This is a genomic window from Streptomyces sp. NPDC023573, from assembly GCF_055559735.1.
In genome coordinates, this window is sequence record NZ_JBVHKB010000003.1 from 580,291 (window position 1) to 603,783 (window position 23,493).

Consider the following 23,493-nt stretch of genomic DNA (forward strand, 5'->3'; position numbering starts at 1 on the left):
CTCACGGCAGCAGCCGGGGTTTCCGCCTCGCCGCGACGTCCTCGACCCAGCCGAAGCACACCACGGCGGCGGCGATCAGCACCCAGGCGACGCCGAACTGCCACCAGAGGCTGTCCAGCGGCAGGTGCCGCTCCAGCGCCGGCATCTCCCACATGAGGTCGATCAGCGGCACCGTGGCCATCAGCGCCACCTCGTGCCAGAGATAGACCGTCACCGCGCGGGCGTTGAACACCGTGACGACCCGGTCGGGCACCCGGTGGCGTACGAGTCCGTCGAAGCGGGGCCTGAAGCGCAGCAGGAGCAGCACGAACCCCGCCGACCACAGCGCCTGGGAGAGCGGGAGGCCGTCCAGGTCGGACGAACCCTCCGCCGGATGCCCGGCCGCCCACCAGGCACCCGCGGCCATCAGCGGCACCGCGACCGCCGCCGCTCCCGCGCCGCGCAGCCGGTCGATCACACCGTCGCGGTGCGCGAAGCCCAGCAGCCAGCAGAAGAGGAACACCGAGGCGTCGCTGATCGCGCCCCCCAGCCGGCCGTCCGGCACCCCGGACACCGTCTCCAGCACCACGACCGGCACCAGGGACAGGGCGAGCACGGGGAGCGGTGCGAGCCGGAAGAGGCGCAGCAGCAGCGGAGAGAGCAGTACGAACCAGAGATAGGCCCGCAGATACCAGAGCACCGCCCACGCCTGCTCACCCCAGGCGTTGCCGGGCGGGTCACCGACCGGCAGCACCCAGAGCAGGACGTCCGGCCCCGGCACCCAGCCGTGCAGCAGCATCGCCACCCCGAGCACGAGGCCGAACAGCCACACCGGGACGAGCAGCCGCCGCAGCCTGCCGCGGAGCACCCCCCGAGCGGGCCGCTCCAGCGAGCGGGCCATGAGCGACCCGGCGAGCGCGAACATCACGCCCATGGACGGGAAGACGTACCCCAGCCAGGGCCACTCGAAGGTGTGGTAGGTCACCACCCGGACGAGCGCCACGGCCCGCAGCACATCGAAGGAACGGTCGCGGCCCGTGCCGGTGGGGGGGGCCGCGGGAGGCGGCGCGAACGCCGCCCTGCGGTGCGCCCCCGCCACTACGAGGCCCCCACACGGGGCGTGCCCACCTCACCCGTGCGTTTCAGCTTCTGCCAGCGCAGCCGGCCCCCGGTCGCCGCCGTGACACAGGAGTGGATCAGCACGAGGTACATCAACTGCCGGTAGGCGAGCTGCTGGAGGGGCATCATCAGCAGGTACCGGTACTTCTCCCGGTCGAGGCGGAAGGCGTACGCCGCGCAGAACAGCTGCACGGCCAGGATCGCCAGCCAGGCGAGCAGCGAGGCCCGGAAGTCCACGAAGACCATCGAGTAGACGGTGAAGACATCGATGAGCGGGGCGAAGACCGGTGTGACGATCTGGAAGAGGACGACGAGCGGCATCCCGACACGGCCGAAGCGCCCGGAGGGGCCCCGGTCGGTGACGGACCCGCGGTGCTTCCACAGGGCCTGCATGGTGCCGTAGCTCCAGCGGTAGCGCTGACGCCACAACTGCCCCAGGGAAGCAGGTGCTTCGGTCCAGGCCCGGGCGTGCTCGGCGTAGACGACGCGCCAGCCCGCGCGGTGGAGCGCGATGGTGATGTCGGTGTCCTCCGCCAGCGTGTCCTCGCTCATCCCGCCGGCCTCCAGCACTGCCCGGCGGCGGAAGGCACCGATGGCACCGGGGATGGTGGGCATGCAGCGCAGCAGGTCGTACATCCTGCGGTCCAGGTTGAAGCCCATCACGTACTCGATGTGCTGCCAGGCACCGATCATCGTGGAGCGGTTGCCGACCTTCGCGTTGCCGGCGACGGCACCGATGCCGGGGTCGGCGAACGGCTGGACGAGCTGGTGCACCGCGTCGGGCTCGAAGACGGTGTCCCCGTCCATCATCACGACGATGTCGTGACGCGCCTGGCGGACACCGTTGTTGAGGGCTGCCGGCTTTCCGGCGTTCTCCTGCCGTATCACCCGGACATTGGGCAGGCCGAGTGATTCGGCTATCTCCGCCGTGCCGTCGGTCGAACCGTCGTCGACGACCACGATCTCGATCGGATGGGTGCTCGCGGCCAGAGAGTTGAGCGTGGCGGCGATGCACTCCTTCTCGTTGTACGCCGGCACGATCACACTCACCGGGCCGGTCACCTCGGGACCCCAGCTGAACCGGCGTCTGTTGCGCTGCCGGTGGTGGCGCCTGGCGAGCAGGAGCATCAGTCCGAAGCGACCCAGGACCGCCACCCCGACCACCCCGAGCATCGTGGCCAGCCCCGGCACGGTCCACTCCGCGACGCCGACCGCGGCGAGCAGGGCGCGGCCCTCCCAGAGACTCGCGGTGTCCGCCTCGCGGTGGGCGGCCTGTGCGGAGTCGGCCTGGGAACCGCCGTCCTGACCGGGGGCGGGGGAAGCGGTGCCGCCGTCGGTGCCGGCCTGTTGCTGAGCTCCGCTGACGGTGGTGAAGGTGTAGCCCTTCGCCTTCATCTTCTTGATGTACTTCGGCAGCGCGGCCAGCGTCTCGGAGCGGTCGCCGCCCGCGTCGTGGAAGAGCACCGAGGCACCCTCACCGTCCTCCGGCGTCGCCCACTTGATGATTTTGGAGACGCCGGGCTGCTGCCAGTCCTCGCTGTCGGTGTCGATGAACACACTGGTGTAGCCCATCGCGCCGAGACGCTCGTAGACGGGCCAGCTGTAGTCGTCGATCGCGTCGGTCTTCGAGGAGTACGGGGCGCGGAACAGGGTCGTCGTGATGCCTGCGGCGCCCGCCAGGGCGAGCTGCGTCTGGGCGATCTCCCGCTTGACGCGGGCCTCGCTCTGGTAGGAGAGATCGACATGGGTGAAGGTGTGGACCCCCACCTCGTTCCCCTCGTCGACCATCCTGCGGACGACGTCCGGGTAGCGCGCGACCATCGAGCCGACGAGGAAGAAGGTGCCCGGCACGTCGTTCTCGTCCAGGATGTCCATCACCTTCCCGCTCCACTCGGGATCGGGGCCGTCGTCGAAGGTCAGCACGATGGTCCTGTCCGGCACGGACTGCGTACGGGCGGTGCCGCCGGGAAAGCTCAGGATCGGCCCGCCCTCCAGCACGTCGCTGGGCACCGAGTCCGCGGACGCGCCGGTCCTGATCCGCTGGTCGTCGCCGATCTCGGCGCGCAGACAGCCGTCGAGCAGCATCATGCAGACGAGCCCCAGCAGGAGCAGCAGGGCCATGATCACACGGGGCCGGGGGGCGGCCTGGCGCCCCACGCGGCTGATCCTGCCGGGCGTCGCATGCCGACGGCGGGAAGCGGCCATCAGTTCGCCCCGCCCGATGCCGATGCCTGGCCGGACGGCGTCGCTCCACCGGAAGGCGGCGTCGGCGCGCCGCTCGGGGGTGCGGTCCCGCCCGGTGGCACGCCGTAGCCCGGCGGCGTGCCACCTCCCGGGCCTGCTTCGGCGGCCGGGCCGCCGTTGAAGGGGAGCAAGTGCGCGGGGGTCATGGAGATGCCGCCCATGAAGGCGAGCCCCAGCACGGCGGCGTAACCGACGCAGACGGCGCCCAGGAGCATCCCGGCGCGGCGCAGCAGCCTGGCCCGGCGCCCGGATCCGTCCACGAAGACGGGTCCCTCCTGTGGCTGCCCGGCCGTGCGACGGCGCTCGGCCGAGCGGGCCGGGCCGGCGTGTGCCCGGCGTCGGCCGCGCGGCGCCGGGTCTTTCTCGATGACGGGGTCGGATTGCATGTGCGCATGGTGGCGAAGCTTGTTGTGCGAAGTCTGGAGCTTTTCTGGCCGCTCGCTGTGAAGAGCGCCCGAACCTGTCGGACCGCTGAGAGTGCGCCGGCCGCGGCGCATCGGCTCCGCGCCGCTCGAACCGCCCCCAGCAGGGGAGTTGGGTGTTCCGGACGAGGCTTGACGGGCCCTTTCCATGGGTTTCCTGTGTCTTCGCCACGGCCCCGGGTGTGAGAGGTTCAAGGCGTCCCGGCAGCACCGGCTGCCGTTCCGGGACGACATCCCGAAAGCAGGTGCAACCGTCATGCGAAGGCGCACACGGGTTTCCTCGGCCGTCGCCGGGCTGATCGCGCTCGGCCTCGCGTGCGCGGCCTGCTCGCCGGGCGGCGTCGCCGATCAGTCCAACGGCTCCGCACCGCCCCCGTCGGCGGCCGCGCAGACCGCCTACACCCCGTACGTGAGCGCCACGACGGCCGCCGACACCGACGGCGCGGGGTCACCCGACACGTACAACCTGGCCTTCGTCACCTCCGCCGGCTCCGGCTGCACCCCGCTCTGGGGCGGCACCACCGCGGCCGGCAGCGACGCGGTCACGGCGCGCGCCGAGGCGCTCACCGGCACCGGCGCCGACCTCCGGGTCTCCTTCGGCGGCGCCGCGGGCACCGAGGCGGCGCTCGCCTGCGACAGCGCGGAGGAGCTGGCCGACGCCTACGCCGAGGTGCTCGACGCGGTCGGCGCCACGAAGGCCGACTTCGACATCGAGGGCGACGCCCTCACCGACACCGCCTCCGTCACCCGGCGCAACGAGGCACTCGCCCTGCTCCAGGAAGAGCGCGACCTCGACGTCACCTACACACTGCCCGTCATGCCCGGGGGGCTTGAGGACACCGGGCTCGCGGTCCTGGAGGACGCGGTGGAGCAGGGGGTCCACCTCTCGGCGGTCAACATCATGGCGATGAACTACAGCACCTCCCACAGCGGCGACATGGGTGACTACGCCGAGCAGGCGGCCGCCCGGGCCCAGGCCCAGCTCGTGGAGGTCCTCGGGCTGTCGCAGGACGCGGCGTGGAAGGCGCTGCACATCACCGTGATGATCGGCGTCAACGACGTCGAGGGGGAGACGTTCACCCTGGAGGACGCGGCGTCCCTGCGTTCCTTCTCCACCCGCCGGGGGGTCGGCGCGCTCTCCCTCTGGGCGGCCTTCCGCGACCAGGAGTGCGCCTCGGACGAGGACACGGAGACCGCCTCGGACACCTGCAGCGGAGTCGACCAGGAAGCGGGAGCGTACGCCGAGGCGCTGAGCGGCTCAGTGCGTCGGGCCGCACTCAGCGCAGCCGGCCGCACTCAGCGCAGCGGTGCCTCCCGGACCAGCGCCATCAGCGCCTTGGCCCCCGGGCTCATGGCCTGGGCCGGCGGGAGCACCACGACACTCTCGTAGACCGGCCGGTGCGCTCCGTCGAGCTCCACCACGACCAGCCCCCGGGCTTCCGGCTTACGGGAGAAGTGGTGCGGCACGACCGCGATCCCGAGGCCCTCGTGCACCAGCTCCAGCAGGCTGTGCACGTCGTTGACCTCCAGCGCCACCGTGCGGCGGACCCCCGCCGCCGCGAACGCCTCGTCCGCCGCGCGCCGGGGCCCCCAGTCGGGGTGGAAGTCGATGAACGACGCGCCGCGCAGCTCGCCCCACGCCACCCGCACGTCCTCCTCGGCGAGCCGGTGACCAGGGGCGCACAGGACGACCATGGGCTCCCGGGCCAGCGGCACGAGCTCGCCCCGCCACTCCGGCGGGCTCACGGTCGCGGCGAACGCCAGGTCCAGCCGCCCGCCGGCCACTCCCTCCAGCAGACTGGACGTGCCCTCCTGCCGGAGCCTGATCTCCATGTGCGGATGCTCCCGGTGGAAGGCCGCGAGCAGCCGCGCCGTGCTGACCCCGGCCACGCACTGCTCCACCCCCAGCGTCAGCGTCCCGCGCAGCAGCCCCCGTACGGCGTCGACGGCGTCCCGCGCCGCCCTGGCACCCGCCAGCGTGCGCTCCGCCTCCACCAGCAGGGCCGCACCCGCCTCGGTGAGCCGGACCGTGCGTGTCGTCCGGCTGAACAGCGGCGTCCTCAGCTCGTGCTCCAGCGCGCGGACGGACGCGGACAGCCCCGACTGGGACACGGCCAGACGCTCGGCCGCCCGGGTGAAGTGCCGCTCCTCGGCGACCGCGACGAAGTGCTCCAGCTGACGCAGTTCCATGATTGAGCAATCTAACCGATGAATCTCAACGGAATCTCCTGTTGGACCGCTGGATCATTCTCCGTCAGTCTTGGTACGCGCACCGGTCCTGGGGCGCCAGACCGCGCCCCGTGGAGTGCCCGTATGTACGTACCGTCCGCCGACCGCTACGCCTCCATGCCCTACCGGCGCACCGGACGCAGCGGCCTGCTCCTGCCCGCGCTCTCGCTCGGGCTCTGGCACAACTTCGGGGGAGACCGCACCCCGGAGAGCCAGGGCGAGATCCTGCGCAGGGCCTTCGACCTCGGCATCACCCACTTCGACCTCGCCAACAACTACGGTCCGCCGCCCGGCTCCGCCGAGACCGCCATGGGCCGCGCCCTGCGGACGGACTTCGCCGGGCTCCGGGACGAGATCGTCATCTCCACCAAGGCGGGCTACCACATGTGGGAGGGGCCGTACGGGGAGTGGGGCTCCCGCAAGAGCCTGCGCTCCTCGCTGGACCAGAGCCTGACCCGGCTCGGCCTCGACTACGTCGACATCTTCTACTCGCACCGCTTCGACCCCGACACCCCGCTCGAAGAGACGATGGGCGCGCTCGACACGGCGGTGCGCCAGGGCAAGGCGCTCTACGCGGGCGTCTCCAACTACTCCGCCGAGCAGACCCGCGAGGCCGCCCGCATCCTGAACGAGCTGGGCACGCCCCTCCTCATCCACCAGCCGCGCTACTCCATGCTCGACCGCTGGGTCGAGGACGGACTGCTTGACGCGCTGGACGAGCTCGGCACCGGCTCCATCGCGTACTCGCCCCTGGAGCAGGGCATCCTCTCCGACCGCTATCTCCACGGCATCCCGGAGGGATCGCGCGCGGCGGGGAGCAGCCCCTTCCTGTCGGCCGAGGCCGTGACCCCGGACCTCGTGAGCCGGCTTGGCGCACTGAACGAGCTGGCCCGTGAGCGCGGACAGTCCCTCGCCCAGATGGCGCTCGCCTGGGTGCTGCGCGGCGGCCGGGTCACCTCCGCCGTCGTCGGCGCGAGCAGCGTCTCCCAGCTGGAGAACAGCGTGGCGACGGTCGGCAACCTGGAGTTCGGACAGGACGAACTCGCCCGGATCGAGGAGCTCGTCAAGGGCGCCACCCGCGCCTGACCTCGGAGCCGTCCGCCGTCCGTGCGGCGGACGGCTTCACCGGACTGGACCAGTGGCAGATCACCGACGCCCTGGTCCGGCGCTGTCCCGGCGCGTACCGTGATGCGGCACGAAGATCCTTCTCCCGGGAACGGGCGGGGGAGCGACCGACCAGCGACAGGACCGCGCACGTGAAGATCCTCGTCAGCGCCGACATGGAGGGCGCCACCGGAGTGACATGGCCGGCGGACGTCCTGCCCGGCACCCCGCAGTGGGAGCGGTGCCGTTCGCTCTTCACCTCCGACGTGAACGCCGCCGCGCTCGGCTTCTTCGACGGGGGCGCCGACGAGGTCCTCGTCAACGAGGCCCACTGGTCCATGCGCAACCTGCTCCTGGAGCGGCTCGACGACCGCGTCCAGATGCTCACCGGCAAGCACAAGTCCCTCTCCATGGTCGAGGGCATCCAGCACGGCGACGTCGACGCCGTCGCGTTCGTCGGCTACCACACGGGCGCCGGCACGGAGGGCGTGCTCGCCCACACCTACCTCGCCAACTCCATCACCGGGGTCTGGCTCAACGGGGTCCGCGCCAGTGAGGGCCTGCTCAACGCCCATGTCGCGGCGGAGTACGGCGTCCCCGTCGTCCTGGTCACCGGCGACGACCTGACCTGCGAGGACGCCCGGGGCTACGCCCCCGAGGCGCGCACCGTCGCGGTGAAGGACCACGTCTCGCGGTACGCCGCCGTGTGCCGCACCCCGGCCCGTACCGCCGCCGACATCAGGGCGGCCGCCGCCGCGGCGACCGCGCTCGCCGGTCGCCGCCCGCCCGTGACGAACGGCTCGTACACGGTGGAGCTGGAATTCGACGCCGAGCATCTGGGGGCCGCCGCGACCGTGGTTCCCGGCGTGGCGCCGAGCGGCGAGCGGCGCGTCGTCTATACCAGCGGGACGATGTACGAAGGTATTCGCACATTCAAGGCGGTGACGACGATCGTGTCGGCCGCTGTGGAGGAGCAGTATGGCTGAGGCGGGCAACCCCACCGGACCGGTCGACGAGCGGGCGCTCGCAGAAGCGGTGACGTTCACCTCCGAGCTGATCCGGATCGACACCACCAACCGCGGCGACGGCACCTGCCGGGAACGGCCGGCCGCCGAGTACGTCGCCGAGCGGCTCGCGGACGCCGGACTCGAACCGGCCCTCCTGGAGCGCACGCCGGGACGGACCAACGTCGTCGCCCGGATCGAGGGCACCGACCGGTCCGCCGACGCGCTCCTCGTCCACGGTCATCTCGACGTGGTGCCCGCGGTGGCGGAGGACTGGACCGTGCACCCCTTCTCCGGGGAGGTGCGCGACGGCGTCGTGTGGGGACGCGGCGCCATCGACATGAAGAACATGGACGCGATGGTCCTCTCCGTCGTCCGCGCCTGGGCACGCGCGGGCGTACGCCCGCGCCGCGACATCGTCATCGCCTACACGGCCGACGAGGAGGCCAGCGCGGACGACGGCGCCGGCTTCCTCGCCGACCGCCACCCCGAGCTCTTCGAAGGCTGTACGGAGGGCATCAGCGAGTCCGGGGCCTTCACCTTCCACGCGGGCCCCGGCATGTCGCTCTACCCCGTCGCGGCGGGCGAACGCGGCACGGGCTGGCTGAAGCTGACCGCCGAGGGCAAGGCCGGCCACGGCTCCAAGGTCAACCGGGCCAACGCCGTCAGCAGGCTCGCATCGGCCGTCGCACGGATCGGCGCGCACGAGTGGCCGGTGCGGCTGACCCCGACCGTACGGGCCGCGCTCACCGAGATCGCCGCGCTCCACCACATCCGTGCCGACCCCGACGCCCCCGGATTCGACGTGGACGAACTGCTCGGCAAGCTCGGTCCGGCCGCCGCGCTGATCGAGCCGACCGTACGCAACAGCACCAACCCGACGATGCTGGACGCCGGTTACAAGGTCAACGTGATCCCCGGCCATGCCACCGCCCAGATCGACGGACGCATGGTTCCCGGCGGCGAGGACGAGTTCCGCGAGACCCTGGACCGGCTGACCGGCCCGGGCGTCGACTGGGAGTTCCAGCACCGCGAGGTCGCGCTCGAAGCCCCGGTCGACTCGCCGACGTACGCGAAGATGCGCGCCGCCCTCGAGCTGTTCGACCCGGACGCCCACGTCGTCCCGTACTGCATGTCGGGCGGCACGGACGCCAAGCAGTTCTCGCGCCTCGGCATCACCGGCTACGGCTACTCCCCGTTGAAGCTGCCCGTCGGCTTCGACTACCAGGCGCTGTTCCACGGCGTCGACGAACGGGTCCCCGTCGAAGCCCTGCACTTCGGCGTCCGGGTCCTGGACCACTTCCTGCGCACCGCCTGACGAACCGCACCGCCCGACCGAGGGGGAAACCGACCATGACGTCCACAGCGGCGTACGGCACATGGCCGTCACCGATCGACGCTGCACTGACCGCCTCGCACGACGGCAGGCCGGAGTTCGCCGGCACCGTCGGCGACGAGGTGTGGTGGACGGAGCCGCGCCCGGCCGAGGGCGGCCGCCGCGCCCTCGTACGCCGGAGGGCCGACGGCAGCACCCGGTCCGTGCTCCCCGAACCGTGGAATCCACGCAGCCGCGTCATCGAGTACGGCGGAGCGCCGTGGGCCGGTGCGCCGCGCGAGGAGGGCGGGCCCCTGGTCGTCTTCATCCACTTCCCCGACCAGCGGTTGTACGCCTACGAACCGGACGGGCCCGGCGAGCCGTGGCCGCTCACCCCCGTGTCGGACCTCGGCGGCGGACTGCGCTGGGCCGACCCGCAGTTGCACCTCGCACGCGGTGAGGTGTGGTGCGTGCTGGAGGAGTTCACCGGCGCCTCGCCCACCGATGTGCGGCGTGTGATCGCCGCCGTGCCGCTGGACGGTTCGGCCGCGGAGGACCGCGGCGCCGTACGCGAACTCACCGACGACCACAACCGGTTCGTCACCGGTCCCAGGCTGTCGCACGACGGCCGCCGGGCCGCCTGGATCGCCTGGGACCATCCGGCGATGCCGTGGGACGGCACCGTCGTGAAGATGGCCGACGTCACGGCCGACGGCGACTTCACCGGTGTCCGGCCCCTGGTCGGCGACATCGACGAATCGGTCGTCCAGGTGGAGTGGGACCGCGACGGATCGCTGCTCTTCGTCTCGGACGTCGGGGGCTGGTGGGAGCTCCAGCGCCTCAGGCCCGACGCCGTCGCCGGAGCGGTCGTGCCCACCAGCCGCCTCTGCGGCGGCCGGCGCGAGGAGTTCGGCGGGCCGTTGTGGAAGATCGGACTGCGCTGGTTCCAGCTCCTGGACAACGGCCTGATCGCCGTGATCCACGGCCGGGGCACCACCGCGCTCGGTGTACTCGACCCGGAGACAGGTGAACTCGTCGACGCCGTGGGTCCCTGGACGGCATGGGCGGAGACCCTCGCCGTGCAGGACACCAGGATCATCGGCATCGCCGCGAGCCCCCACAGCTCGTACGAGGTGGTGGAGCTGGACACGGCCACGGGCCACACCCGGACCATCGGCGCCCCCCACCAGGACGCGGTCGACCCCGCCTACCACCCCGAACCGCAGATCCGTACCTTCACCGGACCGGCGGGCCGCGAGATCCACGCCCATGTGTACCCGCCCCGCCACCCCGACCTCACCGGACCCGACGGCGAACTCCCGCCCTACGTCATCTGGGCGCACGGCGGTCCCACCGGCCGCGCCCCGCTCGTACTCGACCTGGAGATCGCCTACTTCACGTCCCGGGGCATCGGCGTCGCGGAGGTCAACTACGGCGGCTCGACCGGCTACGGCCGCGCCTACCGCGAACGACTCCGCGGACAGTGGGGCGTCGTCGACGTGGAGGACTGCGCCGCCGTCGCCCTGGGGCTGGCCGAGGAGGGCTCGGCGGACCGCGACCGGCTGGCGATCCGGGGCGGAAGCGCCGGGGGCTGGACCGCCGCGGCCTCCCTCACACGGACCGATGTCTACGCCTGCGGAGCGATCAGCTACCCGATCCTCGACCTGGAGGGCTGGGCGACCGGTGAGACGCACGACTTCGAGTCGCAGTACCTGGAGTCGCTCGTGGGCCCCTACGCCGAGGTGCCCGAGCGCTACCGGGAGCGCTCACCCGTCAACCACACGGACGGGCTCACCACCCCGTTCCTGCTGTTGCAGGGGCTCGACGACCCGATCTGCCCGCCCGTACAGTGCGAGCGCTTCCTCGCCGCGACCGAGGGACACGGGATCCCGCACGCCTACCTCGCCTTCGAGGGGGAGGGCCACGGCTTCCGCCGGGCCGACACCGTGCGGCGCGCACTGGAGGCAGAACTCTCGCTGTACGCCCAGACGTTCGGCATCGACCGGCCCGACGTGCCACGGCTGGAGCTGAAGCAGTGACCCTGGAGCCCCTCGTCCGCCCGGCCCGGCTGCGGCCCGGCGCCAGGGTCGCGGTCGTCGCCCCCAGCGGTCCCGTTCCGTCCGAACGGCTGGAGCGCGGCCTCGGCCTGCTGCGCGGCTGGGACCTCGACCCCGTCGTGGCTCCCCATGTGCTCGACACGCACCCGCGGCTGGACCACCTCGCCGGCACGGACGAGAACCGTGCCCGGGACCTCCAGGAAGCCTGGTGTGACCCCTCCGTGGACGCTGTGCTGTGTGCCAGGGGAGGATACGGCGCCCACCGCATGGTCGATCTCCTGGACTGGTCCGCGATGCGGGCGGCCGGGCCCAAGGTGTTCGTCGGCTACAGCGACATCACGGTGCTGCACGAGGCCTTCGCCCTGCGGGCCGGCTTCTCGACCCTGCACGGCCCGATGATCGCCACCGAGGTCTTCCTCAACGACGCGGCCACCCGACAGGCCCTGCGGTCCACCCTGTTCGAGCCCGAGGCGGTGCGGACCCTGGGGCTGGACGCGGCGGTGGCGCTGGTGCCCGGCACGGCCCGGGGAGTCACCTACGGCGGCTGCGCCACGCTGCTCGCCGCCGACGCGGGCACCCCGCGCGCCCGTACCTCGGCCCACGGCGGGCTGCTGGTGATCGAGGACACCGGGGAGGAGCCGTACCGGCTCGACGGCGTCCTCACCCGGCTGCTGCGCATCGGAGCCCTGGACGGGATATCCGGTGTGGTGTGCGGCTCCTGGGAGGGCTGCGGCCCCTACGAAGGGGTGCGGGCCGTGCTCGCGGACCGGCTCGGCGGACTCGGGGTGCCGGTCGTGGAGGAGCTGGGCTTCGGCCACGGCTCCACCGCGCTGACCGTCCCCCTCGGTGTGCCGGCGGTGCTGGACGCGCCGGCCGACGGCGGCCGTTGCACGCTGACCTCCCTGGTCCCGGCACTGGCCTGACGGCCCGCCAGGCCGGGCGCAACCGCAGGGGCTGACGGTCCGCCAGGGTGCGCGAGACCGAAGTGGCTGACCCGGAAAACTCCGCCCACGTGCGTTGACAGGGGTATGAGGTGTGTCACACCATGGGCCTGGCCCGGTACTTACCGGTCGGTAATGTGTCCTCGCTGTGGAGGCCCATGTGACGCGTGCTGTGCCCAGATTCCGCCGTCCTCGTCCACTCTCCCTGCTCGCCGGGGCGGCGCTCCTCGCCCCGCTCGCCCTGACCGGCGCCCCGCCCGCCTCCGCGGCCGACCAGTACACCGTCACCCCGCTGGAGTTCACCGTGCGGGCAGGCGACCGGTCCTGCACGGTCGACGCCGACCTCTACCGGCCGGCGGGGGTCGACGCGCGGCACCCGGCCCCGGCGGTCCTCGCCACCAACGGCTTCGGCGGCAGCAAGTCCGACGGCTCCACCGACGTCATCGGCAAGGCATTCGCCGAGCGCGGCTACGTCGGACTCGTCTACTCGGGCCTGGGCTTCGGCAAGTCCGGCTGCCTCATCACGCTCGACGACCCCGCGATCGACGGCAAGGCCGCCTCCGGGCTCGTGGACTTCCTCGCCGGTACCCGCGCCGCCGACGACGGCACCAAGGCCGACTACGTCACCACGGACGGACCGGGCGATCCGGTGGTCGGCATGATCGGCGGCTCGTACGGCGGAGCCATCCAGATGGCGACCGCGTCGGCCGACCACCGCGTGGACGCGCTCGTCCCGCTGATCACCTGGAACGACCTGGCCTACTCGCTCGCCCCGAACACCGCCGGAGCGTCCCGGGGAGTCTCCTCCGACACGCCCGGTGTCTTCAAGTGGCAGTGGACCAACGGCTTCTACCTGATCGGCGAGGGCCAGCCGCTGCTCGTCCCGAGCCTCGATCCGTCGCGCTTCGGCAGCCTCGGCTGCCTGCACTTCGCCGCGCAGGCGTGCGACATAATCCGCCTCCTGAACTCCGGCCGCTATCCGGCCGACGCGACCGAGGACATGCTGACGTACGCGCGAAGCGTCTCGCCGGCCTCCTACCTGTCCGGTGTCACCGCGCCCACGCTGCTCGTCCAGGGCCAGGCCGACAGTCTGTTCAACCTCAACGAGGCCACGGCCACCTATCGGGCACTCGAGGCCCAGGGCACCACGACGAAGATGATCTGGCAGGCCTGGGGCCACAGCGGCGGCTCGGTGCCGGGCGAACTCGACCTCTCCACGGGCAATCTGGAGACCAGCTACGTCGGGCAGCGCATCCTCGCCTGGTTCGACCGCTACCTCCACCACGACGAGTCCGCCGACACCGGCCCCGAGTTCGCCTACCACCGCGACTGGGAGAGCGGCTACGGCACCGCGGCCGCCGTCCCGGCCCTGTCCAGGACCATGTACCTCTCCGGCGACGGCGCCCTGGTGGACAGCCGCTCGAAGGTCACACGCGGCAGTCGTCAGTACACCAACTGGCTCCTGCCGACCAGCCACTCCGAGAGCTCCCTGGCCGGACTCATCGGGCTGTCCGACCCCGCGCCGTACGACACCAAGGGCACCTACCTCGGCTGGACCAGTGCGCCGCTGACCACACCGGTCGACGTCGTCGGCGCGCCGAAGGCCACCCTGAAGGTCGTCTCCCCGAAGACGGAACGGGTCCAGAACAGCGGCGACGCCGCGGACAAGCTGACCCTGTTCGCGAAGGTGTACGACGTGGCACCCGACGGGACCCAGAAACTGGTGAACCGCCTGGTCGCCCCCGTCCGCGTCCCCGATGTCACCCGCGCCTTCACCGTCGAGCTGCCCGGCATCGTGCACCGGTACGAGACGGGGCACCGGCTGCGGTTCGTGATCGCCGCGAGCGACACGGCGTACTTCGGCAACCGGGGCATCAAGCCGGTCACCGTGGTCAGCGCCCCGCAGGACACCGGCGTGCTGGAGCTGCCCGTCATCGGCTGACCGTCACCCGTACGGCCCCGCTCCACAGCTCCCCGGACCCGGGACGGCGTCATCCTGGGTCCGGGGACCGCCGTTCCCGGCCCGGCACCTGGACGAGCGAAAGGGCAGCGCATGAGCCCCAAGGACGTATCGAGCGGCACCACGAGCGCCTTCGCGCCGGCCCGGATCGCCGTCATCGTGCTGGCGATCCTGACGGTCGTCTTCATCTGTGTGAACACCGCCGAGGTCACCATCCGCGTCATCATCCCCAAGGTCACCATGCCGCTCTGGGCGGCACTGCTGGGCGTCTTCCTGGCGGGCGGGCTCTGCGGGGCCTACCTGCTCCGCAGGCGCGCCGCCCGGTAGGGACCCGCGGTCCGGACCTTCGCGGCCATCCGCGTTCCCGCCCTTCCGCCGGCTCGGGACAGCCTGAAAGGTGCCGCCGGGGGTACGTGTGCCTCATCACCGCCATGGCGTACCGGACGGGCGGGCAGCAGATGGAGGATGCGAACGTGCGGACTGTCGGTGTCGAGGAAGAACTGCTGCTCGTCGACGCGGAGAGCGGTGACGCCCGCGCACTGTCGACGGCGGTGCTGGCCCTGGCGGAACGCCGCGCCGACGGGAATTCCGTCTTCGAGTCGGAACTGCACGATCAGCAGCTGGAGTTCGCCACCGAGCCGCGCAGTGTGATGAGCGACCTCGCGGAGGAGATCCTCCGCTGGCGGGCAGAGGCGGCCGACAGCGCGGCCGAGGCGGGCGCCGCCGTGGCGGCCCTGGCGACCTCACCGCTGCCGGTCGGACCCTCCATCGGACAGGGCGAGAGATACCGGTGGCTGGCGGAACGGTTCGGTCTGACCGCACAGGAGCAGCTGACCTGCGGGTGCCATGTACACGTATCGGTGGAGTCGGACGAGGAGGGCGTCGCCGTACTGGACCGGATACGGCCATGGCTTCCGGTCCTGCTGGCGTTGAGCGCGAACTCCCCCTTCTGGCAGGCCCGGGACACCGCGTACGACAGCTACCGGAGCAGGGTCTGGGGCCGCTGGCCCTCGGCGGGCCCGGTGGAGGTGTTCGGTTCCGCGGACCGCTACCACGAGCAGGTCCGGCAGCTGGTCGGCACGGGCGTCCTGCGTGACGAGGGGATGATCTACTTCGACGCGCGGCTCTCGCACCGCTACCCCACGGTGGAGATCAGGGTCGCGGACGTTTGCCTGGACCCGGCGGACACCGTGCTGCTGGCCACGCTCGCCCGCGGCCTGGTCGAGACCGCGGCACGCGCCTGGCGGGCCGGTGACCCGCCGGACCCGGCGGCGGTGAGCGCGCTGCGCCTGGCCGCCTGGCAGGCCGCCCACTCGGGCATCGAGGGGCGGCTGCTCCATCCCCTCACCATGCGCCCCGAGCCGGCCGCCGATGTCGCGGGCGCCCTGCTCACCCAGGTGGGTGACGCGCTGGAGGACAGCGGCGACCTAGCGGCGGCGGACAAGGCGCTGCGGACGCTGCTGGCCCGGGGGAGCGGGGCCCGGGTCCAGCGGGACCTGCTCGCGGGCTCGGACAGCCTCCGGGCCGTCGTGACCGAGTGCGCGGCGAGGACCCGTGGCTGACTGACACGGCCGTCCGGGCGGGCACAGGGAAGGGGGCGGGGGTCACCCGGCGGGCTGCCCGCCCTCCGCCTCGGCGTCGACCACCTCGGCCAGCCGCTTCAGCATGGTCCGGTGCCTGATCTGGAGGACGGCGTCGAGGGCGACGTTGTGCAGGATGCCGCCGAGCCCCTGCAGTGGGTGCTCGTCGAGCAGCACCAGGGTCTTGTCACCCCAGGTGCGGATGTCGAACGCGATGCGCGCCGTGCCCAGGGGCCCGCTGTACACCTCCAGTTCGAGGGCGCCCGGCCGGTCGAGGCGGCGCACGGTGGTACGGCCCTGAAGTTCCTTCGGGCCGAGCCGCAGGGTGTACTCGATGGAGGAGCCGACCTCCGGCCAGCGGCCTTCGAGGAGGCGGGAGTCGTGCGTCCCCACCACCCATCTCGCGTACTGGTCCGGTTGCTCCAGAACCGCCCACAGGGCCGAGGGCGGGTGGTGAATCAGCTGATGGCGAATGGCCATGGACGCCTCCACACGGACATCGGGACGGTGGGCACGGTGGCGAGGTCACCAGAAATGCTACGTGGCCCGTCCGGAGCCCACATGTCGGGGCCGGCCCGTCCCGGACCTCACCCGAACGGCCTAACGACGCTCAGGCCGTCCCACCGGCGGGCCGCCGCGCCCGTGCGGCCCAGGTCACCGGTGATCCGCCCGAAGTCCTGTTCACCGTGCGGGCGAGCGGGCAGTAGAACGGAAATGCACCATGCCGGCGAAACCCACCCGAAGAACTGAGGAGGGCGCATGCGCGCACTCACCTGGCAAGGACGGCGGGACGTCCGTGTGGAGACGGTCCCCGACCCCGTGATCCAGGATCCGACGGACATCATCGTCCGCGTCACCTCGAGCGGAATCTGCGGATCGGACCTCCATCTGTACGAGGTACTCGGCCCCTATCTCACTCCCGGCGACATCCTCGGTCACGAACCGATGGGCGTGGTGGAGGAGACGGGCTCCGAGGTCACCGCCGTCAAGCGCGGGGACCGGGTCGTGGTCCCGTTCAACGTCTCCTGCGGCGACTGCTTCATGTGCGACCAGGGACTCCAGTCCCAGTGCGAGACCACCCAGGTCCGCGAGTACGGCAGCGGGGCCGCCCTCTTCGGATACACCAAGCTCTACGGGCAGGTGCCCGGCGGGCAGGCCGAGCTGCTCCGCGTCCCGTTCGGCAACACGCTGCCGGTCAAGGTCCCCGACGGCCCGCCCGACGACCGGTTCGTCTATCTGTCGGACGTCCTTCCGACCGCCTGGCAGGCCGTGGAGTACGCGGCCGTGCCGCCCGGCGGCAGTGTGACGGTCCTGGGGCTCGGGCCGATCGGTGACATGGCGGCCCGCATCGCCCTGCACCGCGGCGCCGGGCTGGTCATCGGCGTGGACCTGGTCTCCGACCGCCTGCATCGGAGCTCGGCGCGGGGCGTCCGGACCCTCGACCTGCGCGAGCACGGCAAGAACCTCACAGACGCCGTGCGCGACCTCACCGACGGACGGGGCACCGACGCCGTCATCGACGCGGTCGGCATGGAGGCGCACGGAGCGCCCGTGGCCAAGGCGGGGCAGTGGGCCGTGGGCATGCTCCCCGACAAGGCGGCGCGCCCGCTCATGGAGCGCGCGGGCATCGACCGCCTCAGCGCCCTGCTCACCGCGATCGACCTGGTGCGACGGGGCGGCACCGTCTCCGTCTCCGGCGTCTACGGGGGCGCCGTGGACCCGCTGCCCCTGCTCAAGATGTTCGACAAGCAGATCCAGCTGCGGATGGGGCAGGCCAACGTCCGGAACTGGGTGCCCCACATCCTGCCGCTGCTCGTCGACGACGATCCGCTCGGGGTGGACGGTTTCGCCACCCACCACCTGCCGCTGGCCGACGGGCCGAAGGCGTACGAGACTTTTCAGCAGAAGGCGGACGGCATGGTGAAGACCCTGCTCACGCCGTGACCGCCGCCGGATCGCGGCAGGAGGAACGATGACGAACGCACCCCGGGGCCGCCGCGTGGTGGTCACCGGCGCCACCGGAAACGTGGGGACCAGCGTCGTCCGGGCCCTGGCCGGGGACCCCTCCGTGGCCTCGGTCCTCGGCCTGGCGCGACGTCGCCCGGAGCTCACCGTGCCCGGCGTGGAGTGGGGCACGGTGGATCTCGAACACTCCGACAGCCCCCGCAGGCTGGCGGAACACCTGGCAGGCGCCGATGCCGTCGTCCACCTGGCCTGGCGCTTCCAGCCCACCCATGACCCCGTCGTCACCTGGCGGAGCAATGTCGAGGGCTCGCTGCGGGTCTTCGGCGCGGTCCGGGACGCGGGCGTGCCGGTGCTGGTCCACGCCTCGTCGGTGGGCGCCTACTCGCCGGGGCCGAAGCGTGAGCCGGGGGTGGACGAGCAGTGGCCCACCCACGGGTGGCCGGATGCGGCGTACTGCCGGGAGAAGGCCTACCTGGAACGCGTACTGGACACCTACGAGCTGCGGAATCCGGGAATCAGGGTGGTGCGGATGCGCCCGGGGTTCCTGTTCAAGAGGACCGCGGCGAGCGAACAGCGCCGGATCTTCGCAGGCCGCTACCTGCCGGGCGTCCTGCTCCGCCCCGACCTGCTGCCCTTCGTCCCCGATCTCAAGGGGCTGCGCTTCCAGGTGCTGCACACGGACGACGCGGCCGAGGCATACCGGCTCGCCGTCACGAACGATGTCCGCGGCGCCTTCAATCTCGCCGCGGACTCCGTGACCGACGCCCGGCAGCTCGGCGAGCTGCTCGACGCCCGTGTCGTGCGCGCTCCGGCGGCACTGGTGCGGAGCGCCCTGGCCGCCGCCTGGCGGGCACACGCCGTGCCGGCCTCCCCGCACCTTTTCGACGCCGTGCTGCGCCTCCCGGTCATGAACAGCGCCCGTGCCCGGGAAGAACTGGGCTGGCGCCCCGCGTACTCGGCCACCGACGCGCTGACCGCCTTCCTGCACGGCGTCTCCCGCGGCGAGGGGGAAGACACCGCGCCGCTGGCCGGAAGGCGACTGGGATGAGCACACCGGCCAGCCCGGACGACCGGCAGGACGGCGCGCTCCCGTACGTTCCCGCCCGCGGCGGGGTCGCCGCGCTGCGCAGGGCCGCGGCGGACTGCCGAGGGTGCCCGCTCCACGAGAACGCGACACAGACGGTCTTCGGCGCGGGCCCGGCCCACGCCCGCACGGTCGTCGTCGGGGAGCAGCCGGGTGACCAGGAGGACCGGGAGGGCGAGCCGTTCGTCGGGCCCGCCGGCCGCCTCCTGCGCGAGGCGCTGGCGGACGCGGCCATCGACGAGGACCAGGTGTACTTCACCAACGCGGTGAAGCACTTCAAGTTCGCGCCCGTCGGAGAAGTGCGTAAGCGCCGCATCCACAAGGCGCCCAGCCTGCGGGAGTTGGCCGCCTGCCGCCCCTGGCTCACCGCGGAACTGCGGCGCGTCGACCCTGAACTGGTGGTGGCGCTCGGTGCGACGGCCGGCAAGTCGCTGCTGGGCAACTCCTTCAAGGTGACGGAGAGCCGGGGCGCCCTGCTGTACCTGCCGGGATCCGAACTGCCCGCCACCGCCGGTGAGAAGCCGGACGACGACGGGGAGGCCCGGCGGCTCGTCGCCACCGTCCATCCCTCGGCGGTCCTCCGATCGAAGGACCGGGCCGAGGCCTACCAGGGACTGGTGTCCGACCTCAGGGTGGCCGCCGGGTTCCTCGGCTGAGCCGGTCCGGATATCGGCGGGACACGCGAGGGCGGAGCGGCCAGGATGGGCCGCATGCGCACACTCGTGGTCCTCGACGCACCCTCGAACCTCGGGCTGCGGCCCCCCGCGCCCGGCACCGTGCCCGGCTGCTACAAACTGGCCGGCGCGCTCCGCGAGCAGCGGATCGTGCAGCGGCTCGGAGCATCGGAGGGCGGTGTCGTCGTGCCGCCCCGCTACGACCGCGGCGACTGGCAGGAGGGGGACGGCGTCTTCAACGCCGCCGCCATCGCCCGCTACACCCGCACGCTCGCCGACCGGATAGAGGGGCACGTCAGGGCCGGTGAGTTCCCGGTCGTCCTCGGCGGCGACTGCTCCATCCAGCTCGGCGCCGCCCTCGCCCTGCGCCGCATCGGACGGTACGGGCTCGCCGCGATCGACGGTTCGGCGGACTTCCGGCACCTGGGCAACAGCGACCACATCGGCGCGGCGGGCGGCGAGGAACTGGCCCTGTCCACCGGCCGCGGGCAGGCCGACCTCACAGATCTGGAGGGGCTGGGGCCCTATCTCAAGGACGAGGACATCCGGCTCTTCGGCATGCGGGATGACGACGAGGACCGCGCCGAGATGGCCGCGCTGAAGATCTCCAACGCGACGGTGGGGGAGATCAGGGAATGGGGGCCCGCCGACATCGCCCGCGCCGTGGTGCAGACCCTGGAGGTCCCCGTCCTCGACGGCTTCTGGGTGCACCTCGACGCCGATGTGCTCGACCCGGGCGTCATGCCCGCCGTCGACAGCCCCGACGACGGCGGGCTGTTTCCCGGCGAACTCGCCACACTCCTGCGGACCCTGGTCCGCTCACCGCGCTGCGCGGGACTCAACGTCACGATCTACGACCCCGACCTGGACCCGGACGGCACAGCCGGCGCGCTGCTCACCGACCTGGTCGTCGGCGCCTTCGCCGAGGAGCCCGCCGGCTGAGCACATCAGGCCGGCACGTTCCGGTCGACGTACTCGAAGACCGAGCCGTCCGGGTGCAGAGCGATCAGATTGCGGCCCGCGGGGGTGGGCACGGGGCCCGCGATGACCTTCGCGCCCACCCGCGTCAGTGCCGCGTGCGCCTCGTCGACGTCCTTGACCGCGATGGTCGCCGACACCTTGCGCAACACCTCCAGTTGCGACTCGGGGCCGCTCATCAGCAGGAAGCAGCCGATCGCGGCCACCGAGACCCCGCCGCGCTCGAAGCGCTGTGCCGGGGTGCTGGTCAGGCCCTCGTAGAAGGCCACCGAGGCCTCCAGGTCGTCGACGCAGATACGCAGCGTGGTTCCCAGGATCTCCATGCCCACGAGGGTAGTTGGCGTCCCGGCCGCATGTGATCGATTCCCGGTCCCGCCACCGGATCACACCCGGGATCACACCCGGCAGAGCACCTCGCCGTGAGGCACCATGAACCATGCGTCGGGCTCCTCGCCCCACGCACGCCAGGCCTCCGCGATCGCCGTCAGCTCTCCGGCGCTCGCATGCCCGCCGTCAACCGCCAGCTTCGCGTACACCGACGCGGTCGTGCGGTCCGCCCACAGGCCGCTCCACCACGCGCGGTTCTCCGGGGTGGCGAAGCACCAGGCCGCCGCCGACGGGGTGATGTCGGTGAAGCCCGCCTGCCGCGCCCAGGACAGCAGCCGCCGACCGGCGTCCGGCTCGCCGCCGTTCGCGCGGGCAACCCGGCCGTACAGCTCCAGCCACTCCCGCATCCCGGGCACCTCCGGAAACCAGGTCATGGCCGCGTAGTCGCTGTCGCGGGCCGCGACGACGCCGCCGGGCCGGCAGACCCGCCGCATCTCGCTCAGCGCCCGCACCGGATCACTGACGTGCTGGAGCACCTGATGGGCGTGGACCACGTCGAAGGAGTCGTCGGGGAAGTCCAGGGCGTGGACGTCCGCCGTCGTGAACTCCACGTTGTCCACACCGCGTTCGGCGGCGTTCAGAGCCGCGCGCTCCAGCACGTCGCTGCTGGTGTCGACCGCCGTCACCCGGCCGGGCGCCACCAGGGACGCGAGATCCGCGGTGATGGTGCCCGGCCCGCAGCCCACGTCCAGAACCGCCTGGCCCGGACGGAGTTCGCCGATCAGGTAGGCCGCCGAGTTGGCGGCGGTGCGCCACTGGTGGGAGCGCAGCACCGACTCGTGGTGGCCGTGTGTGTAGACCGCTGGTTCCTTCGGCATGGCCGTACGTCCTCTCTCGGACCTCAGTCGCGGGCGATGGAGACGACGGTACGCCGCGATGTCGCATCCTGAGATACATGTCTCATGATGTGGTCATCGCCTGGTCTCCCGCTACACCGGCATCGGGCAGTACACCGTCAGTGCCTCGGGCAGCTTGTCGATCAGCAACTCCGTCCCGGAGTGGGCCACTTCGCCGTCGTACGCGAAGGGCGTCCCCGGCGTGAGACCGGCGATCCGCACCCTGCGGCGCCGTACCGCGGCATGGACGGGTGACCGGCTGAGCGGTCCCGCGATCGCTGCGGCGAGCAGTCGGAGTCCGGGGGTGCGGCCGCCGTGGACCACGCGTACGTCCAGCAGGCCGTCCGCCAGATTGTGGCGGCGTCCCGGGGCCGGACCCACCCGCTGGAACAGTCCGTTGCCCACGAAGAGCAGCCACAACGGCCTCCGCCTCCCCTGTAGTTCCGCCGTCAGCGGGCGCGATCCGCGCAGCGCCTCGAAGGCTGCGAGCACCCCGGCGGGCCAGCCGCCGATCCGGGGGGCCCAGTGTTCCCGGGTCCGCACGAGCTCCGGATACACGCCGAGGCTGAAGGCGTTGAGGAAGTAGCCGTCCGCCTCACCCGGCCCCTGCGGGCCGGGCCTGAAGCGGCCCAGGTCGACCCGGACCGCGTCGCCCGCGGTGAGCGCCGTCACCGTGTCCTGCACGGTCTCGATGCCGAGGTCGTAGGCGAAGTGGTTGAGAGTCCCGCCGGGGAACACGGCGAGCGGCAGGCTGTGGGTCGCCGCGACGGCCGCCGCCATGTTGACCGTGCCGTCGCCTCCGCAGACACCCAGGGCCCTGCCCTCCCGTGCCGCCTTCTCCAGGCATCCCGACAGGTCGGAGGGCGCGCACTCGATCGTCTCCGCGAGCGGCAGCGCGTCGCGGATCGTCGTCGCCGCCGCGGTCGCGGAGCCGGACTCCCGGTTGACGACCACCACCAGGCCCTGGCCGGCCGCCAGCGCGGGCGCCTCGGCGGGCGGGCGGCCCGGGGCCGGGAGCTGTCCACGCGTCGGTACGACGCCCCGCAACGCGAACGCGGCTCCTATGCCGAGCGCCGCACCGGCCAGCACATCGCTCGGATAGTGGACCCCGGTGTAGACGCGGGAGGCGGCGACCGCCGCCGCCACCGGGGCGACGACCGCGCCCCAGCCCTTCGACTCCAGGGCGACGCCGGTCGCGAAAGCCGCTGCGGACGCGGCGTGCCCCGACGGGAAGGACGTGGTGAACGGCTGCCGCTTCAGCTGCCTCATGACCGGAACCAGGTCCACTATCGGGCGTTCCCTGCGCACCGCTCCCTTGCCCACGGTGTTGATGGCGGCCGAGGCCACGGCCAGCGAGGCGACCCCGCGCAGTGCCGCCCTGCGGGACCGCGCGCTGGAGCCCAGCGCCGCCATGCCCGCGGCGGCCCCGAACCACAGCAGCCCGTGGTTGGCGCTGCGGCTAAGCCGCGGCAGGACCGGCTCGGCGCCGGGCCAGTGTCTTTCGGCCACGCGCTGGAACGCGGCGAGGTCCCGCTGGTGGAACCAGGCCCGCCAGCGGCCGGGGGAGGGGAGGCTGCTCGTTGTCGACATGGGACAGCGAATACCCTGCCACCGG

At 72.3% G+C, this 23,493-nt stretch carries 21 protein-coding genes; 13 read left to right on the plus strand and 8 right to left on the minus strand.

What is annotated here, in order from left to right:
• Position 1: 1 nt before the first annotated feature.
• From ACZ32T_RS13030 to ACZ32T_RS13040, 3 genes are read right to left on the minus strand one after another with little or no spacing between them, the layout of a single operon-like run.
• Positions 2-1,078 carry an acyltransferase family protein gene (locus ACZ32T_RS13030; protein WP_467366788.1) on the minus strand — a complete coding sequence of 359 codons (1,077 nt, stop codon included), beginning with the start codon at positions 1,076-1,078 and terminating at the stop codon, positions 2-4.
• The gene (locus ACZ32T_RS13035) at positions 1,078-3,303 is read right to left on the minus strand and encodes a bifunctional polysaccharide deacetylase/glycosyltransferase family 2 protein (RefSeq protein WP_467366790.1); all 2,226 of its coding nucleotides are present in this window, start codon (positions 3,301-3,303) and stop codon (positions 1,078-1,080) included. Before ACZ32T_RS13035 ends, ACZ32T_RS13030 begins: the two co-directional genes overlap by 1 nt.
• On the minus strand, positions 3,303-3,728 hold the full coding sequence (locus ACZ32T_RS13040) for a hypothetical protein (protein WP_467366792.1): 426 nt from the start codon (positions 3,726-3,728) through the stop codon (positions 3,303-3,305). Before ACZ32T_RS13040 ends, ACZ32T_RS13035 begins: the two co-directional genes overlap by 1 nt.
• 292 nt (positions 3,729-4,020) lie before the next feature.
• On the opposite strand from ACZ32T_RS13040, the gene ACZ32T_RS13045 reads away from it, so the two are divergent.
• Positions 4,021-5,154, plus strand: a complete 1,134-nt coding sequence (locus ACZ32T_RS13045; protein WP_467366794.1) for a glycoside hydrolase family 18 protein — start codon at positions 4,021-4,023, stop codon at positions 5,152-5,154.
• Here the strand turns inward: ACZ32T_RS13045 and ACZ32T_RS13050 are convergent.
• The gene (locus ACZ32T_RS13050) at positions 5,061-5,954 is read right to left on the minus strand and encodes a LysR family transcriptional regulator (protein ID WP_467272625.1); all 894 of its coding nucleotides are present in this window, start codon (positions 5,952-5,954) and stop codon (positions 5,061-5,063) included. The genes ACZ32T_RS13045 and ACZ32T_RS13050 overlap by 94 nt on opposite strands.
• 123 nt (positions 5,955-6,077) lie before the next feature.
• Between ACZ32T_RS13050 and ACZ32T_RS13055 the strand changes: the two genes are divergently transcribed.
• The 8 genes from ACZ32T_RS13055 to ACZ32T_RS13090 all read left to right on the plus strand — a co-directional run bounded on the left by ACZ32T_RS13055 (position 6,078) and on the right by ACZ32T_RS13090 (position 15,936).
• On the plus strand, positions 6,078-7,079 hold the full coding sequence (locus ACZ32T_RS13055) for an aldo/keto reductase (protein WP_467366796.1): 1,002 nt from the start codon (positions 6,078-6,080) through the stop codon (positions 7,077-7,079).
• A gap of 170 nt (positions 7,080-7,249) precedes the next feature.
• Complete coding sequence (locus ACZ32T_RS13060; protein ID WP_467272629.1) at positions 7,250-8,083, plus strand: M55 family metallopeptidase; 834 nt, start codon at positions 7,250-7,252, stop codon at positions 8,081-8,083.
• Positions 8,076-9,419: a M20/M25/M40 family metallo-hydrolase gene (locus ACZ32T_RS13065; protein WP_467272631.1), complete on the plus strand. Its 1,344-nt coding sequence runs from the start codon at positions 8,076-8,078 to the stop codon at positions 9,417-9,419. The genes ACZ32T_RS13060 and ACZ32T_RS13065 overlap by 8 nt, the downstream gene beginning before the upstream one ends.
• Positions 9,420-9,454: 35 nt before the next feature.
• The gene (locus ACZ32T_RS13070; protein ID WP_467366799.1) at positions 9,455-11,455 is read left to right on the plus strand and encodes a S9 family peptidase; all 2,001 of its coding nucleotides are present in this window, start codon (positions 9,455-9,457) and stop codon (positions 11,453-11,455) included.
• The gene (locus ACZ32T_RS13075; protein WP_467366801.1) at positions 11,452-12,396 is read left to right on the plus strand and encodes a S66 peptidase family protein; all 945 of its coding nucleotides are present in this window, start codon (positions 11,452-11,454) and stop codon (positions 12,394-12,396) included. The genes ACZ32T_RS13070 and ACZ32T_RS13075 overlap by 4 nt, the downstream gene beginning before the upstream one ends.
• Before the next feature lie 178 nt (positions 12,397-12,574).
• Positions 12,575-14,356: a CocE/NonD family hydrolase gene (locus ACZ32T_RS13080; RefSeq protein ID WP_467366803.1), complete on the plus strand. Its 1,782-nt coding sequence runs from the start codon at positions 12,575-12,577 to the stop codon at positions 14,354-14,356.
• A gap of 111 nt (positions 14,357-14,467) precedes the next feature.
• Positions 14,468-14,701 (plus strand): LapA family protein, encoded by a 234-nt coding sequence (locus ACZ32T_RS13085; RefSeq protein WP_467366805.1) that lies wholly within the window; start codon positions 14,468-14,470, stop codon positions 14,699-14,701.
• Between the two features lie 131 nt (positions 14,702-14,832).
• Complete coding sequence (locus ACZ32T_RS13090; RefSeq protein WP_467366996.1) at positions 14,833-15,936, plus strand: glutamate--cysteine ligase; 1,104 nt, start codon at positions 14,833-14,835, stop codon at positions 15,934-15,936.
• Positions 15,937-15,978: 42 nt separating this feature from the next.
• Here the strand turns inward: ACZ32T_RS13090 and ACZ32T_RS13095 are convergent, their stop codons facing one another.
• Positions 15,979-16,434, minus strand: a complete 456-nt coding sequence (locus ACZ32T_RS13095) for an SRPBCC family protein (RefSeq protein WP_467272642.1) — start codon at positions 16,432-16,434, stop codon at positions 15,979-15,981.
• 279 nt (positions 16,435-16,713) lie between these two features.
• Between ACZ32T_RS13095 and ACZ32T_RS13100 the strand changes: the two genes are divergently transcribed.
• Genes ACZ32T_RS13100 through ACZ32T_RS13115 form a run of 4 tightly spaced genes read left to right on the plus strand, consistent with a single transcriptional unit; the run spans position 16,714 to position 20,619 of the window.
• Positions 16,714-17,898, plus strand: a complete 1,185-nt coding sequence (locus ACZ32T_RS13100) for an alcohol dehydrogenase catalytic domain-containing protein (protein ID WP_467272644.1) — start codon at positions 16,714-16,716, stop codon at positions 17,896-17,898.
• Positions 17,899-17,926: 28 nt separating this feature from the next.
• Positions 17,927-18,967 (plus strand): NAD-dependent epimerase/dehydratase family protein, encoded by a 1,041-nt coding sequence (locus ACZ32T_RS13105; RefSeq protein WP_467272646.1) that lies wholly within the window; start codon positions 17,927-17,929, stop codon positions 18,965-18,967.
• The gene (locus tag ACZ32T_RS13110; RefSeq protein WP_467272649.1) at positions 18,964-19,659 is read left to right on the plus strand and encodes a UdgX family uracil-DNA binding protein; all 696 of its coding nucleotides are present in this window, start codon (positions 18,964-18,966) and stop codon (positions 19,657-19,659) included. Before ACZ32T_RS13105 ends, ACZ32T_RS13110 begins: the two co-directional genes overlap by 4 nt.
• A gap of 54 nt (positions 19,660-19,713) precedes the next feature.
• Entirely contained in the window at positions 19,714-20,619 is a 906-nt protein-coding gene (locus ACZ32T_RS13115; RefSeq protein WP_467272651.1) for an arginase family protein, read from the plus strand.
• Between the two features lie 5 nt (positions 20,620-20,624).
• Here the strand turns inward: ACZ32T_RS13115 and ACZ32T_RS13120 are convergent, their stop codons facing one another.
• The 3 genes from ACZ32T_RS13120 to ACZ32T_RS13130 all read right to left on the minus strand — a co-directional run bounded on the left by ACZ32T_RS13120 (position 20,625) and on the right by ACZ32T_RS13130 (position 23,468).
• A complete protein-coding gene (locus ACZ32T_RS13120; RefSeq protein ID WP_467272653.1) occupies positions 20,625-20,978 on the minus strand; it encodes a VOC family protein in 354 nt (117 codons plus the stop codon).
• A gap of 72 nt (positions 20,979-21,050) precedes the next feature.
• Positions 21,051-21,860 carry a class I SAM-dependent methyltransferase gene (locus ACZ32T_RS13125; RefSeq protein WP_467366807.1) on the minus strand — a complete coding sequence of 270 codons (810 nt, stop codon included), beginning with the start codon at positions 21,858-21,860 and terminating at the stop codon, positions 21,051-21,053.
• 111 nt (positions 21,861-21,971) lie between these two features.
• Positions 21,972-23,468 (minus strand): phosphatase PAP2 family protein, encoded by a 1,497-nt coding sequence (locus ACZ32T_RS13130; RefSeq protein WP_467272658.1) that lies wholly within the window; start codon positions 23,466-23,468, stop codon positions 21,972-21,974.
• Between the last annotated feature and the right edge of the window lie 25 nt (positions 23,469-23,493).